Source organism: Pseudomonas sp. KH_046_2, assembly GCF_057838985.1.
In genome coordinates this window covers 5724128-5738864 of the sequence record NZ_CM174480.1, presented here as the reverse complement: position 1 = coordinate 5738864, position 14737 = coordinate 5724128, and the positions used below count along the sequence as shown (strand labels likewise).

Genomic DNA, 14737 nt, shown 5'->3' with positions numbered 1-14737 from the left:
ACAGGATTTGTGCACGCCACAGAGTCTGTGCGGGCTTCAGTCCACTCAGTCCATCACTCGCCGATAAAACAACCACTCCTGCTCCAGTGCATGGGCCTGATTGCCGGCCTTGCGAAAGCCATGGCGTTCATCGGCGTAGTAATGCGCTTCGACCAGGATGCCGTTTTCTTGCAACGCCGTGACCATGTCGCGAGTCTGTTGTGGGACGACAACGGCATCCAGTTCTCCTTGAAAGAAGATCATCGGCACGCGGATGTTGCCGGCATGCAGCAGCGGCGTGCGGGCGGCGTAGCGTTCGGCATCCAGTTGCGGATCGCCGATCAGCCAGTCCAGATAGTCGCTTTCGAATTTGTGGGTCGCGCGCCCCAGCGCCACCGGGTCGCTGACCCCATACAGGCTGGCGCCGGCGCGGAACACGTTGTGAAAGGCCAAGGCGCAAAGGGTGGTGTAGCCGCCGGCACTGCCGCCGCGAATGAACGCATTCTCGCCATCGATCAAGCCGCGGTTGTTGAGGTAACTGACCACGGCGCAGGCGTCTTGCACATCCACGTCGCCCCAACTCAAGTGCAGTGCCTGGCGATAGGCCCGGCCATAACCGCTGCTGCCGCGATAGTTGAGGTCGGCCACGGCGAAGCCCCGCTGTGCCCAGTACTGGATACGCGGATCGAGCATCGGGTAACACGCCGAGGTCGGGCCGCCATGGACGAACACCACCAATGGCGGTTTCGCCTCGCCAGTCATCGCCGGGTAGAAGAAACCGTGGGCTTCGCCTGAGCCACTTGGGTAGCGCAAGGTTTGCGGGCGGCTGATCTGTTCGGGAGCAAGCGGCGCGTTGCCCCCGGCCAGCACTTGCACTTGCCGGCTCTGGCGGTCAATGGCGATGACGGCGGTTGAGCTGACGGGCGACGCCGCGATGCAATAGATGAACTGCTCATCCACGGCGAGGTGGCGGAAGCGGCTGTAGTCGCCGGTGAAGTCGACGTTGGAATCGCCGCCTATGCCCAATCGGCCAAATCCGCCTTCGGTCCAACTGGCCAGATAACTGTCGTCGCTCAGCGGCAACCAGGTGCTGCCGCCGAGTTGCCAGGGCGCGGGACCATGGTCGGCACTGGCACTTGGCAATGGGCTCAAGCCTTTTTCAGATTCTTTCCATGGCTGCCAGTAACCTGCGCGATCCGTCAGGCAATACAAGCGGCCGTCGGCATCAAACCGCGGTTGCTGCACAGACTCTTGAACGCCGTCGCCCGCCACACAGCGAGCCTCGGCAAAGCCTCCGTTGGCGAGGCGTTCGGCAACCATCAAGCGGGTCGCTGTCCATGGCTGATCCGGGCGACTCCATTCGATCCAGGCCAGGCGCCGGGCATCAGGGCTCAGCGTCGGCGCTGCGTAGAAATCAGCACCTTCGGCCAGTAGGTGGCGTGCGCCATCCAACAGATCGATCGCCACCAGTCGGTGTTGATTGCGATGCTCCTCGACAGCCAGCACTTCTCCGTTGGCGAACTGTAAATCGCCAAAACGGCACGCCCCGAACGTCAGCCTTTCTGGCGCTTCGCCTTGCAGTGATTGCCGATACAACTGCTGGTCGGCCTCGTTAACGAAAACGATACCGTCGTCCGTCAGACAAAACGCGCCGCCGCCATATTCGTACACCCGACTGCGCACGCTGAACCCCGGTGGCGTCAGGCATTTCGCTGCACCGTCGCGCCAATGCCAGATCCGGCACGCCGCGTCTTCGGGGCGGTACTCGTTCCAGAACAGGCCGTGCCGGCCGACCTGCAGTTCGGCAAAGTCGATGCCGGCGGCCACGGCTTTGGCAGCGCTGAAAGGTTCAGCTTTTGGCGATGAGGCGTGAGTTTCGTTCATTGCGAAAGGCCAGTTGGTCGATGGTCTGGGTCGCGTGCCCGGCTTCTTCGCGAGCCTTGAGGATCACGCCGTGTTGTGGCGACTTGCTGCACACCGGATCGGCGTTGCTGGCATCGCCGGTGAGCATGAATGCCTGGCAGCGGCAGCCACCGAAGTCTTTTTCTTTCTCGTCACAGGAACGGCACGGCTCGGCCATCCAGTCATAGCCGCGAAAGCGGTTGAAGCCAAACGAGTCGTACCAGATGTGCTGCATGCTGTGGTCGCGCACGTTGGGAAACTGCACCTGCATCTGTCGGGCACCGTGACAGGGCAGGGCGGTTCCGTCTGGCGTGACCGTCAGAAAAATACTGCCCCAGCCGTTCATGCAGGCTTTCGGGCGCTCCTCGTAATAGTCCGGAGTGACGAAAATCAGCTTGCACGGATGCTCTTCGGCTTCCAGCTTGGCGCGGTATTCGTTGGTGATGCGTTCGGCGCGCACCAGTTGTTCTTTGGTCGGCAATAGCCCAACGCGATTGAGTTGCGCCCAGCCGTAGAACTGGCACGTGGCGAGCTCGACGAAGTCCGCTTCCAGGGCGATGCATAGCTCGATGATACGGTCGATCTGGTCGATATTGTGCCGATGGGTAACGAAGTTCAGCACCATCGGATAACCGTGGGCCTTCACCGCCCGGGCCATTTCCAGCTTCTGCGCAAAGGCCTTTTTCGAACCGGCCAGCAGATTGTTCACCTGCTCGTCGCTGGCCTGGAAACTGATCTGGATGTGATCGAGCCCGGCCTTCTTGAAGTCGCTGATTTTCTGCTCGGTGAGGCCGATGCCGGAGGTGATCAGGTTGGTGTAGAAACCCAGTTTTCGGGCTTCGGCAATCAGCTCGGCGAGGTCCTGACGCACCAGCGGTTCGCCACCGGAAAAGCCCAGTTGCGCCGCGCCCATTTCCCGTGCTTCACGAAACACCTTGATCCACTGTTCGGTGCTCAGCTCTTTGCCTTGCTCGGCGAAATCCAGCGGATTGGAGCAGTACGGGCATTGCAGCGGGCAGCGATAGGTCAGTTCGGCGAGCAGCCACAGCGGCAGGCCGACTTCAGGTTTGGGCGGCACTTGCACCGACGAGTCAGGCAAGGGTGATCCAGTGCTGCGCACGGGCAACCTCCATGAATTGCTCGATGTCGTCACCGAGCTCGGGCACGCCGGGGAACTGTCGGTCGAGCTCGGCGATGATCGCTGCGACATCCCGTTCACCATCAATCAAACCGCCGATCAGCGCGGCACTTTCGTTGAGCTTGATCATGCCTTCCGGGTACAGCAGCACATGGCCTTTTTGCGCCGGTTCGTACTGGAAACGGTAGCCAGGACGCCAGGTCGGGGTCTTGCTGCGATCGAAACTCATAAGGTGATTCCTTTGTGCCAGACCCGTTCCCCGGTCACGCTGTGATACGGCGGGCGTTTCAGTTCGTAGGCCATGCTCATGGCATCGAGCATGCTCCAAAGAATGTCCAGTTTGAACTGGAGAATTTCCAGCATGCGCTCCTGGCCTTCCCGGGTGGTGTAGTGCTGCAACGTGATCGCCAGGCCATGCTCGACATCACGCCGTGCCTGGCCCAGGCGCGTGCGGAAGTACTCGTAGCCGGCCGGGTCGATCCACGGGTAATGCTGCGGCCAGCTGTCCAGGCGCGATTGGTGGATCTGCGGGGCGAACAGTTCGGTCAGCGAGCTGCTCGCGGCTTCCTGCCAGCTGGCGCGGCGGGCGAAGTTGACGTAGGCGTCCACGGCGAAGCGTACGCCGGGCAGTACCAGCTCCTGGGAACGCAACTGGTCCGGGTCGAGGCCAACGGCCTGTCCCAGGCGCAGCCAGGCTTCGATGCCGCCGTCTTCACCGGGCGCACCGTCGTGGTCGAGCAGGCGCTGAATCCATTCGCGGCGGATCTCGCGGTCAGGGCAGTTGGCGAGGATCGCCGCGTCCTTCAGGGGGATGTTCACCTGATAGTAGAAACGGTTGGCGACCCAGCCCTGGATCTGCTCGCGGGTGGCCCGGCCTTCGTACATCGCCACGTGATAGGGGTGATGGATGTGGTAATAGGCGCCCTTGGCGCGCAGGGCTGCTTCGAATTCGGCGGGGGACATTGGGGTGTCGGTCATTGCGGTTCTCCGGTGTACAACCGTTGAAATCTTGGGTGTCTGGTCGGACGCTTTCGCGGCGGTGCGGCGATCCGACAAGCCCGCTCCCACAGGGGTTGTGTGCGCCACAGATCCAATGTGGGAGCGGGCTTGCCCGCGAAGGGGCCCTCAGCTACAACACAATACTCATTCCGTCATACGCCACTTCAACCTGGCGCCGATCCAGCTCCGCACGCTCGGGCGAATCCTCATCGAGAATCGGGTTGGTGTTGTTAATGTGGATAAGTACCTTGCGCTGGTTGGGCAATTGCTCAAGCACTTCGAGCATCCCGCCAGGACCATTCTGCGCCAGGTGCCCCATCTCGCGACCGGTGCGGGTACCGACGCCGCGACGCTGCATTTCATCGTCATCCCACAAGGTTCCATCCACCAGCAGGCAATCGCTGCCGGCCATGATTTCCAGAAGCTCTGCATCCACCTTGCCCAGGCCTGGTGCGTAGAACAGTTTGCCGCCGGTGTTGAGGTCTTCGACGATCAGGCCGATGTTGTCGCCTGGATGCGGGTCGAAGCGATGTGGCGAGTAGGGCGGCGCGGCACTGCGCAAAGGCAGCGGGGTGAAGCGCAGGTTCGGGCATGCCGATACGCTGAAGCTCTGGTCGAGCTCGATGCGATTCCAGGTCAGCCCGCCATTCCAGTGGTTGAGCATGGTGAACAGCGGGAAACCGGTACTCAGGTCTTCATGGACCATGTCGGTGCACCAGACCTGATGCGGGCAGCCTTCACGCAGCATGAGCAGGCCGGTGGTGTGGTCGATCTGGCTGTCCATCAGGATGATCGCGCCGATCCCGGTATCGCGCAGGGCGCGGCCCGGTTGCATCGGGGCGAAGCTCTGGAGTTGGGCGCGGATGTCCGGGGAGGTGTTGCACAGCACCCAGTTCACGCCGTCGTCGGAAATCGCGATGGACGATTGCGTCCGCGCCTTGGCCCGCAGGCTGCCGTTGCGAAAGCCCGCGCAGTTCACGCAGTTGCAGTTCCACTGGGGGAAGCCGCCGCCGGCAGCGGAACCTAGAATCTGGACAAACATGGACGCTCCATCATTTCAACGCTGAAAATAAAACGCCTCGGGATAACCGAGGCGTTAGCTGCAGTCTGCCAAAGCAGATTAGCGGCTGGCGAAGTACATGGTGACTTCAAAGCCGATACGCAGGTCGGTGTAGGCAGGTTTGGTCCAGGCCATGGATTGAACTCCTTCAAGTGGGTGGGACAGCGCTATCTATAGGTATAGTCCACCTCAAGTCAGAGATGTTCCAGATAGTTAGGTTGCTATGTTACTCAAAATTTCAAAGAAATTGCCCGTGAAACTTTGAGAAAGCTCCTTACAGCCCAGGTAATGATCATTTTACCGCTTGTCATGGCGCGCTTGGGGCAACGCTGTTGGCGAGGCACAGCCAGCCACCCTCGGCCTGGTTCAGGCGTTGGGCCGCAGCCAGTAGAGCGGTCCGACCAATGCGCACGATGGCTTCGGGTAATTGCGTCAGATATTCCGACGAACGGCCGGCCAGTTTGCCCTGCCAGAGCAATTCGGCCGCTTGACCCGTGGTGAGCGCAGCGCTGCAAAACTGATCCGTCAGGGCCTGGCGTTGAGCCTTGAAGGAGGTGTCGTCGAGTGCGTTTATCAGTTCCGGCAATCGATTCAGGAATTGCTCGATGTGTTGCAGCAACTCCACCGGCGCAACGCTTGGCGATTGCACACCGAATAGCAGCCCGGTTTGCCCGTGAATCTGGCGCAGGGCGCTGAACACCGCATAGCCGAGTTGCAGCTCCACCCGCAGGCGCTGGTAGAACGGTGTCTGACAGACATGCGCGAGCAAACGCCACGCGGCTTCGTCGGCCATTTCCTGGGTGGCTGTCGGACAGAACAGCAGCAACGCGTGCTCGCTGGAGGCGGTATCGACAGTGCTCCACAGATGCTGTGCAAGGATCGAAGAGGGCGGCGTCAGTTGATTGTCCGGCGTGCCGGGTATGCGGCTCAAGGCCGGGCCCATGGCCGCTTGAGTCTGAGGCGATAACCCGATGGCCAGCCCATCCCATCGCGCACTCGACCAGAGTTGCTGCACGTCGTCCGAGTTCGCGGTGTGCCCGAGGCAGTGATCGGGCAATGCCTTGAGCAGTTGTCGAATCGGTATCAACGCAACGCTGGTCGATTCGGCTTGTAAGACAGCGGCATCAGGTTTTGTCAGTTCTTTCAGCACATGCTCCAGGACGTTGGGCATCGGCTCCTGTAGCCCGTTCAGTTTGAGCAGCCATTCGTTGCCCGACGCACTGAAGGAAAAATCCACACCGGCCTGACGCGCGTCTTCGCGTAACGATTGCAGGTGGTTTTCCAGCCGTGATTGAAGGTGGCTGCCGGGAGTCGAGTCAAGACGCCAGCGCAGATAAATCGCGCCTTCAACACCATTGTCCGGGAATGCCTGGCTGAATTGCATCGGTGATCGCTCACGACGGCTGCGTGAACGATCCTGGGCAAAGGTGCGCAGGCCACGGTGGGCGCTGGTCTGGCCGCGAATCAATCCGGCGTTGGCTGCCGCTGCCTCGGAGCGCAAGAACGGGTTGGGCGTCGGCAATTGCCATGGGCCGCTGAAGTTATCCACAGCGCCGATTTGTTGGAGGATTTGCTTGAGGGCTATAACCCCCGGCTCGGATAACCCGGCTTCGCGTTGTTCGCTGTCCAGTCGGGCCAGTTGCAAGGCACTGCTGACTTGCTGCTGGCGCTGGAGCAGGGTGGCGTACTCTTCGCGCAATCGGTCCCAGTCTTGCTCGGCAAAGAAACCGAGCCAGTCCAGCAGGCGTTCGCGGATGCCTGTTGCCGAGCCGGCAGAGGGCAGGGTGAATTCGATATGCAGCAAGGCTTGCCCGGCGAACTGGTACAGCGGCTGGGCTTTCAGGTGATCAGCCAGCCCGCGCTCACGCAGGTCTGCCAACAAGCCGCCGGGTTTTGCCAGGTTCAGCCAGTAGCACAGGAATGCCAACGCTTCGGCAGAGTTGTCAGGCAGTGTTTCGAGGGCAAGCAGCAGGTCCAGACGTCGTTCGTCAGCCTGTTGATAACTTTTATCCGGGGCATCCATCAGCGGTGTAGGTGCTTGTTGCGTGACTGGTTCGCCTTTGGCAATGACGCTGCCAAAGGCTTCTGCCATCGCCTTCAATTCATCGAGGCTCTGCGGCCCGGCCAGGCTCAGGGTCATTTGCCCGGTCTGGTAATAGCGCTGATAAAAACCCTGCAGCGCCTGCTGAAACTCCGGTTGTTGTAGCGGCAGACTGTCGCGATTGCCGGCATGAAAACCCCGTAGCGGATGAGCCTCGGTCAGGCCATTGAACAGCGCAAACTGCTGCTGCGCCTCGGCATCCTGCGACCAGGCGACAAATTCCGCCTGCAACACTTCCCGTTCCCGCTGCTGGTCGTCCGGATTCATACGCGGATGGGCGAGCATGTTTGACAGACGCTCCAGCCCACCGGCAAACGCCTGGGGTGGCAGTTCGAAAAAATAGTCCGTGGTGCGTTCGCTGGTCCGCGCGTTTACCTGGCCGCCATGACTCTGGACGTAGGCCATCAACCCTTGCCCTGCGGGAAAACGCTCAGTCCCCAGAAACAGCAGATGCTCAAGAAAATGCGCAAGGCCAGGCCACGCCAGCGGCACATCATGGCTACCCGCGGCTACTCGCAACGCTGCTGCGCAGCGCTTCAAATCAGGGGCATGACGCAGCGTCACCCGCAGACCATTGGCCAAGGTTTCAGTAGGGGGGCGAGGGTGATTCAGCGCGGGCATGGGCACTTCCAGAACAGTGAAGTGCCAATGCTAGCGGATTACAGTGGACTAGCGCTTGTTCAGGTCGCCGTAAAGCTCGGGGCGACGATCGATCAGGTAGCGATTGGCGGCGCGGGAGTCGACCATCAACTGACGATCCAGCTCACCGACGATCAGTGCTTCATCAAGGCCTGCCTGAGCGATGCGGCTGCCATCCGGTGCGGCGATGCTGCTCTGGCCGCAGTAGTGGATGTCGCCTTCATGGCCGCAGTAGTTGGCGTAGGCCACATAGCATTGGTTTTCGAAGGCGCGGGAGCGCACGGTGACATCGGCGACGAAATCGAACGGAATCATGTTCGCGGTCGGCACCAGGATCAGCTCGGCACCGGCCAGGGCCAGGCGTCGGGCGTTTTCCGGGAACTCCAGGTCGTAGCAGATCAGGAAACCGAGCTTCCAGCCGTTGAGCTCAACGATGGGAAACTCGTCGGAACCTGCGCTGAACATCGAGTGATCCAGATCGCCGAACAGATGGGTCTTGCGATAGTTGCAGATGCGCTCGCCGTTAGCGTCGATCAACTGCACGGCGTTGTAGATCTGCCCGTCCTCGGTGCGCTCGGGATAGCCATACAAGATGGCGATCCCGGCAGCCTTGGCAATGCGCGCAATCTGCTGCGCCGATTCACCGTTGTACACCTCCGCCAACACACTGACGGCATCGACGCCGATGTTGTAGCCGGTCAGGAACATCTCCGGTAGCACCAGCAGGTCGGCGCCTTTGGCTTCCAGCGCCAACTGATGCAGGCGTTGCAGGTTGCCGGCGACATCCAGGGGCAGCGGCGGACATTGGTAAAGGGCTACGCGCATTTCGGATTCCTCTTACTCGGGCAGGGCGATCGGTCCGATCTCGTTGAATACATCTCCTGGACCCGGATTCTCGGCGTGAGTTGCACCGCCGAAGTGTTTCATGATGCCCCACACCGCGTTGAGCGAGGTCTGTACCGCGCCCTCAACCCAGGCCGGCGTCCACGAAACGTCGTCACCGGCGATGAAGATCCCGCGTTGCTCGGCTGGCATGTCGTCCTGCATGAAGTGCGCGTACATGCGCTGGTTGTAGCGGTAGTGGCCGGGCAGGGCGCCTTTGAACGCGCCGAGGAAATGCGGGTCGGCTTCCCACGAAACGGTGATCGGATCGCCGATGATCCGCGCGGCGATGTCGACTTTCGGATAGATCTTCTTCAACGCATCCAATGCCAGCTTCACGCGTTTTTCCACCGGCTGCGGCAGCATTTTCAGCGCGTCGCTCATCCACGAGTACGACAGGCAAATCACCCCCGGTTTATCGTCGCCGTTGTCGAACAGATAGGTACCACGGGTCAGGCGGTCGGTGAGGGTCATGCTCATCAGGTCGCGGCCGGTTTCCGGATCCTTGTCCTTCCAGAACGGGCGGTCGACCATCACGAAAGTCTTCGACGACTGCATATAGCGGGTTCGGTCCAAAGCCATCCACATCTTTTGCGAGAACAAGGTTTCGTCGCATTCGATCTGGGTGGTCAGCAGCCAACTCTGGCAGGTGGTCAGCACGGCCGCGTATTCGCGGGTGTCGCCCCAGTTGTCGGTGACGGCGAAACGGCCGCCCGGCGCGTGGGCAATCTTCTTCACGCCGGTGCGCGGCGCGCCGTTGTGCAGGGAACTGAGGCTGGTGCCGGCCGGCCAATGCGCGCAACGCTCCGGCACATGGCGCCAGATGCCCTGGGGCACCTGTTCCACGCCGCCGACCACCAGGTGCTGGTGATCATCGCAGTTGGTCATCACCACGCGGAAGATTTCCAGCATCGAGTTCGGGAAGTCCGAATCCCAGCCGCCGGTGCCGAAACCGACCTGGCCGAACACTTCGCGGTGATGGAACGAGAGCTTGGCGAACGCCTTGGAGGTGGCGACGAAATCGTAGAAAGTGCGGTCGTCCCACAGCGGCACCAGGGTGTTCCACAGCTCTTTGAGGCGCGGCACATCGCGGTCGCGAATGGCTTGCTGGATATCGGCGAACTGCGAACCGGCTTCCAGGGCATCGGCCCAGGCGTCAGCCACTTCCTGGAACAGTGCAGGAAGGTCCGACAGCTTCTGAGCGTAATGGGTCTGGCCTTCGAGGTCGATCACCGTACTGCCCGACGCGGGTGTCAGCGGGTTAGGGAAAGGTTTGGTTTCCAGACCCAGTTTGTCGACGTAGTGATAGAACGCGGTGGACGACACCGGAAATCGCATCCCGCCCAGTTCGGCAACGATGCCTTCGGCGCCATTGAACGCCTGGGAACGCAGGCGGCCACCCATTTTCGAGGCTTCGTAGACGACCGGTTTCAGGCCCAGCTTCATCAGCTCATACGCCGCCACCAGGCCGGCGATCCCGCCGCCGACGATCGCCACTTCGGCACCGTGATTATGCTCGGGAATGCTGCCCAGCCCGGCCGGGTGTTCGATCCAGTCGTCGAAGGCGAAAGGAAAGTCCGGGCCGAAAATGGTGACTGGTTTCTTACCGTCTGCAGGATGGCGATTGTTCTTGTTCATGGCTGACCTTGCTGGCGACCCGACGCGGAATGCGCATCTGAGTATAGGAAAAGATGCCAGCCATTCTAGAGAGCACGGAACACGTTAATAAGACGCAAAGTGTCGTCGTTTTGCCATTTTGTTGGTCAATATGACGTGGTGTTGAATCAAAATGACAATTAGATCCCCTGTAGGAGCGAGCCTGCTCGCGATGGCGTCAGTTCAGACACCCATGAAACCTGAATTGGAGTGTCAAACCGGCTGCCCCCGATCAATCTTGCTACTCAAGATGATCGAGGTCGTGGTCTTCTCCACCCCATCCACACTGCCAATCTGATCCAGCAACTGATCCAGCTGCTCAGGCGAATCGGTGCGCAACCACGCCACATAATCAAATTCGCCACTCACCGCACACAACTGCTGCACCTGGGCCATTGCGCTCAGGCGCCGCAATACCTCCTTGCCAGAACGCGGTTGCACGGTGATCCCCACATACGCCTGCAACCCGCCATCCACCACGCGCTGGCCGAGGCGCACGCCGTAACCGGTGATCACCTTGGCCTTTTCCAGCCGCGCCAGGCGCGAGGTGACGGTAGTACGGGCGATGCCCAGTTGCCGGGCAAGCATGGCCACGCTCTCGCGGGCGTTGATCTGCAGGGCGGCAATCAATTGGCGGTCGATTTCATCGAGAACAGGGGGGCGAGTGTCGGGCAACGGCGTGGCTCCAGAGGCGTGAATCAATGGTCCAGCATGTTACAGGCTCGTGCAACGCGACGCTTGTGGCCGAAAGAGAGTGGGCAATCGACTAAGATTGGTGCAGTCGAGGGTGCGAGGCGAAGGACATGACAACGAAGCTACCTGCTGCTGTACGGGATCGTGCCTTGCAGATCGCCCATCACGAAATGGGGCACTATGTGGTGGCCCGCGCCCTGGGGTTTGAAACGGGCGGCGTGACCCTGACAGTGACCAAGGATTTGCGGCACCAGGGAGGGGCCTCCATTACCCTGGTGTGCCCAATTTCGTCGATGGATGCCATGAAGGAACATCTGGAAGCCCGGATGATGGTGCTCCTGGCTGGCGCAATGGCGCAGACACTGCCTTCAAAACCTTCAGCCGCCAAACGCGTCGACAAGCCCAAGGCCACTGCCATCCTCAAAGGCGAGCAGGGTGCGGAACAGGATTACGCAAAAATCAGGGAGCTTCAGCATCTGCTGCGCAATATTGCCTGCCCGGATACCGATCCAGCGTCGTCTGAGCAGATAACGGCGGAGCTTAAAGCGATGACTGATCGGGTTTGGATTCGGACGCAAAAAATCATCGAGGATCAGGCCGAGACGATTGCCAAGCTGGCTGCGACGCTGGTGGATGGGATGGCTCTTGTGGAGCAATGGGGGCGAGCGGCGGATACGTATGAGGTCGTATTGACGGGGCAGATGCTGGAACGACTGCGGGCGGTGCAGGCTATTCCGTCTATAAGCATTGGAAGCCCCGAAAAATCGAGGCATGTTTTCGAGAGTTGAGCCGCCGCTAGTCTTTGGCGTTCGTCGCCGCCTGAATAGGCCTTCGCGTCAGCACCTTCACCACATCATCAATCACCGCTTTGCTCATCGTCGTCAGGTAATGCGCGGCCCAGGCGTGGCGGTCAGAGTCTTGGGCGTAGGCGGCATCGACGGTCAGGGATTTGGCGAGGAATAGCAGGTCGGAGACTTGGGTCAGGGCGTCGGCGATTGGGACGTCGCGGCAGACGTGGAACAGTGGTTGATCCGAGAGATACAGGAAAGGGGTGAAACCGACGGTTTTTAGTTCGGAAGGTGTGGATGTGCTCATGTTCAAACTCCTAATTTCAAGGATCTGTCACATTCTGTTGGCGCTGATTGAAAACTGACCCACCCTGCCGATTGAAAATTGACCCAGGGCGGATTGCTGTTTTTTGTCCCAGCAATTGTGAATAAGCTTAGCAGCAGTGTTCCGGTTGAACGGTCATCAAGCCCCACCGCATAAAGGCATGCGGCAGGGTGTTTATGGTGCAGATCAAAACGGTTCATCGTCCTCGATACCATCTTCGTCCTTGCGCTTTCGTTCACGTGATTTGATCTTTGTCTGCGCGGCCAGAGTGCTGTGTTGCAGGCGGTAGGACTCGTTGCCCGTTTCGACGATGTGACAATGGTGTGTCAACCGATCCAGCAACGCTGTGGTCATCTTGGCGTCGCCGAACACACTCGACCATTCCGAGAAGCTGAGGTTGGTCGTGATCACAATGCTGGTGTGCTCGTATAGCTTGGACAGCAGGTGAAATAACAGCGCGCCGCCGCTCTGGCTGAAGGGCAAATACCCCAGTTCATCGAGTATCACCAGGTCTGTCCGAAGCAGCCCTTGAGCGATTCGGCCACTCTTGCCGTCGTACTTTTCACGCTCCAGCAGATTGACCAGATCCACTGTGGAAAAGAAGCGCACGCGTTTGTTATGGGTCGTGATTCCGGACACGGCCAGGGCGCTGGCCAAATGTGTTTTGCCGGTTCCGGGCCCGCCGATGAACACGACATTCTGCGCGGTCTCTGTGAACTCCAAGCTGGACAGATCTTTGACCAGACGGGCATCTGCGCTGGAAGCGCCGAAGTCGAAGCCTGCCAAGTCACGATGCATGGGCAGTTTGGCCATGTTCATCTGGTGGTTCACTGAGCGTACGGCGCGATCTGCTTGTTCTTGTTGGAGCAGATGTTCGAGCAGCCACTTCGACGACGTCGTCGAGGCTTCGCCTTGAGAAGCCAGTTCTTCCCAAGCGCTGGCCATGCCATGCAGACGCAGCTCTTTGAGTTCCGCCATTAGGTCACGCATTGCGATTCTCCTCATCGGTTGTACGGAGCCGGTCGTAGCGCGCCGTATTGGCGACAGGCGCTACCTTGAGTTGCAGGTTGGTTTCTACGGAAGGAGGTGGTGCAGTGGAGGTCAGTCGAGCTAGAACATTCAGGATGTGATCGGCGCTCAAGCTTCCCGACTCAAGCACCAGTTCTACCGCCACGAGCACCGGGTCGAGACCGGCGATGGGCACAGCAGCCAGTACCTGCGTCATGATTCGATCACCGTTGCTGTGACGTCTCAGGCCCCGCTTGAGAAGCTGCAACGGCTTAGGCAGATCGGCAAACGGCGCGCCATTGCGCAGCGCACCGGGTTTGCGTTCGATGAGTGGGATGTAATGCTGCCAGTCAAAACTGACCTGATCTCGATCAAACAGACGCTCGTGGCTGGCGATCATAGTTTCATCGGCGATGACCACGATCCGAGAAGGATACAGACGGCTGCTGACCCACTGGCCGACGCGCTCGCAAGGCACCGAATATCGATTTCGCGCCACGCTGATCAGGCAGGTGCTGGAGACCCGCACGGTGCGCTCGACGTAGCCATCAAAAGCCGTCGGCATCGGCATCATTTCGACCCGCTCTAGCTCCAAGACCTCTGCCACCGTCAGCCCGTTGTACTGCGGATGCACCAGCTCGCTCCAGAGTGCACGACAGCGTTGGCCGAGCCAGGCATTCAATTCTTCGAAGGTGTGAAACATGCAGTCTTGAGCGTCGAGCCAGATGCGTCGTCTGCTGTCTTGCACGTTCTTTTCAACGATGCCTTTTTCCCAGCCCGAGGCGACATTGCAGAAGTCCGGATCGAACAGGTAGTGCGCGCACATCACGGAAAACCGAGCATTGACCGTGCGGCCTTTGCCCTTGTTAACCTTGTCGACAGCCGTTTTCATGTTGTCGTAGATGCCTCGACGTGGCACCCCACCTAACGCACCGAACGAGCGCGTATGGGCATCGAACAGCATCTCGTGGCCTTGGCTGGGATACGCAACCAACCAGAACGCGCGACTGGCGCACAGCTTCATGTGGGAGACCTGGATGCGTCGGAACAGGCCGCCGATCAGCAGACCTTCTTCGCTCCAGTCAAATTGAAAAGCCTCACCGAGTGCAAACGTCAGCGGCACAAAGGCACGTAACGATTTGCCTTGCTCACCGCGCCACGAGCGGATGAAGGCTGTGAGCTGGCTGTAGCCGCCGTCATAACCCTGGGCTTTGATCTGCTCAAAGAGTGCTTTGGCGCTCCTGCGGTTGTGCTTTGCCCGAAACGAATCAGCCTTCAGCGCCTGCTCCAGCGTCTCGTGGAATGGGCTGAGTTTGTTGAAGGTTACGCACCGCTGGTACGCCGGCTGAGTGGCTTCGGGTGCTCTGACCCATTTTCGGATGGTGTTTCTCGACAGCCCGGTACGCTTGGCGATCTGGTGCAGCGACAGCTTGTCGCGAAAGTACATCCTCCGAATTTTCCCCAACATTTCCATGCTGATCACCCTGTGTTCTCCTGCTCGGAAAGTGAGCAGAAGTAGTTGAACACCTGGGTCAGTTTTCAGTCGGCAGAACAGCCTTTACTGGGT

14 protein-coding genes are annotated in these 14737 nt (G+C 60.0%); 1 reads left to right on the top strand and 13 read right to left on the bottom strand.

Annotated elements, in window-relative coordinates:
* Positions 1–45: 45 nt before the first annotated feature.
* From AC3IX1_RS26180 to AC3IX1_RS26135, 10 genes are all read right to left on the bottom strand, one after another.
* The gene (locus tag AC3IX1_RS26180) at positions 46–1863 is read right to left on the bottom strand and encodes a S9 family peptidase (protein ID WP_489386314.1); all 1818 of its coding nucleotides are present in this window, start codon (positions 1861–1863) and stop codon (positions 46–48) included.
* The gene (pqqE, locus tag AC3IX1_RS26175; protein WP_489386313.1) at positions 1829–3001 is read right to left on the bottom strand and encodes a pyrroloquinoline quinone biosynthesis protein PqqE; all 1173 of its coding nucleotides are present in this window, start codon (positions 2999–3001) and stop codon (positions 1829–1831) included. The genes AC3IX1_RS26180 and pqqE overlap by 35 nt, the downstream gene beginning before the upstream one ends.
* Positions 2973–3248: a pyrroloquinoline quinone biosynthesis peptide chaperone PqqD gene (gene pqqD, locus AC3IX1_RS26170; protein ID WP_489386312.1), complete on the bottom strand. Its 276-nt coding sequence runs from the start codon at positions 3246–3248 to the stop codon at positions 2973–2975. The genes pqqE and pqqD overlap by 29 nt, the downstream gene beginning before the upstream one ends.
* Positions 3245–3997 carry a pyrroloquinoline-quinone synthase PqqC gene (gene pqqC / locus AC3IX1_RS26165; protein ID WP_007993179.1) on the bottom strand — a complete coding sequence of 251 codons (753 nt, stop codon included), beginning with the start codon at positions 3995–3997 and terminating at the stop codon, positions 3245–3247. The genes pqqD and pqqC overlap by 4 nt, the downstream gene beginning before the upstream one ends.
* A gap of 151 nt (positions 3998–4148) precedes the next feature.
* Positions 4149–5060, bottom strand: coding sequence for a pyrroloquinoline quinone biosynthesis protein PqqB (gene pqqB, locus AC3IX1_RS26160; protein WP_489386311.1), 912 nt, complete (start codon positions 5058–5060; stop codon positions 4149–4151).
* A gap of 78 nt (positions 5061–5138) precedes the next feature.
* On the bottom strand, positions 5139–5213 hold the full coding sequence (gene pqqA, locus AC3IX1_RS26155) for a pyrroloquinoline quinone precursor peptide PqqA (RefSeq protein WP_003444522.1): 75 nt from the start codon (positions 5211–5213) through the stop codon (positions 5139–5141).
* 172 nt (positions 5214–5385) lie between these two features.
* On the bottom strand, positions 5386–7800 hold the full coding sequence (gene pqqF / locus AC3IX1_RS26150) for a pyrroloquinoline quinone biosynthesis protein PqqF (protein WP_489386310.1): 2415 nt from the start codon (positions 7798–7800) through the stop codon (positions 5386–5388).
* A 48-nt stretch (positions 7801–7848) separates the two neighbouring features.
* Complete coding sequence (locus AC3IX1_RS26145; RefSeq protein WP_489386309.1) at positions 7849–8643, bottom strand: carbon-nitrogen hydrolase family protein; 795 nt, start codon at positions 8641–8643, stop codon at positions 7849–7851.
* Between the two features lie 12 nt (positions 8644–8655).
* Positions 8656–10338, bottom strand: coding sequence for a flavin monoamine oxidase family protein (locus tag AC3IX1_RS26140; RefSeq protein WP_489386308.1), 1683 nt, complete (start codon positions 10336–10338; stop codon positions 8656–8658).
* A 231-nt stretch (positions 10339–10569) separates the two neighbouring features.
* The gene (locus tag AC3IX1_RS26135; RefSeq protein WP_007980298.1) at positions 10570–11031 is read right to left on the bottom strand and encodes an Lrp/AsnC family transcriptional regulator; all 462 of its coding nucleotides are present in this window, start codon (positions 11029–11031) and stop codon (positions 10570–10572) included.
* A 128-nt stretch (positions 11032–11159) separates the two neighbouring features.
* Between AC3IX1_RS26135 and AC3IX1_RS26130 the strand changes: the two genes are divergently transcribed.
* Positions 11160–11837 carry a peptidase M41 gene (locus AC3IX1_RS26130; RefSeq protein ID WP_489386307.1) on the top strand — a complete coding sequence of 226 codons (678 nt, stop codon included), beginning with the start codon at positions 11160–11162 and terminating at the stop codon, positions 11835–11837.
* 7 nt (positions 11838–11844) lie between these two features.
* On the opposite strand, the gene AC3IX1_RS26125 is transcribed toward AC3IX1_RS26130, so the two are convergent.
* The 3 genes from AC3IX1_RS26125 to istA form a co-directional block, all read right to left on the bottom strand.
* Complete coding sequence (locus AC3IX1_RS26125; protein WP_489386306.1) at positions 11845–12144, bottom strand: DUF3077 domain-containing protein; 300 nt, start codon at positions 12142–12144, stop codon at positions 11845–11847.
* Positions 12145–12348: 204 nt separating this feature from the next.
* Positions 12349–13152, bottom strand: a complete 804-nt coding sequence (gene istB / locus AC3IX1_RS26120) for an IS21-like element helper ATPase IstB (RefSeq protein ID WP_489385302.1) — start codon at positions 13150–13152, stop codon at positions 12349–12351.
* The gene (istA, locus tag AC3IX1_RS26115; protein ID WP_178925292.1) at positions 13145–14644 is read right to left on the bottom strand and encodes an IS21 family transposase; all 1500 of its coding nucleotides are present in this window, start codon (positions 14642–14644) and stop codon (positions 13145–13147) included. The genes istB and istA overlap by 8 nt, the downstream gene beginning before the upstream one ends.
* Positions 14645–14737 lie beyond the last annotated feature (93 nt).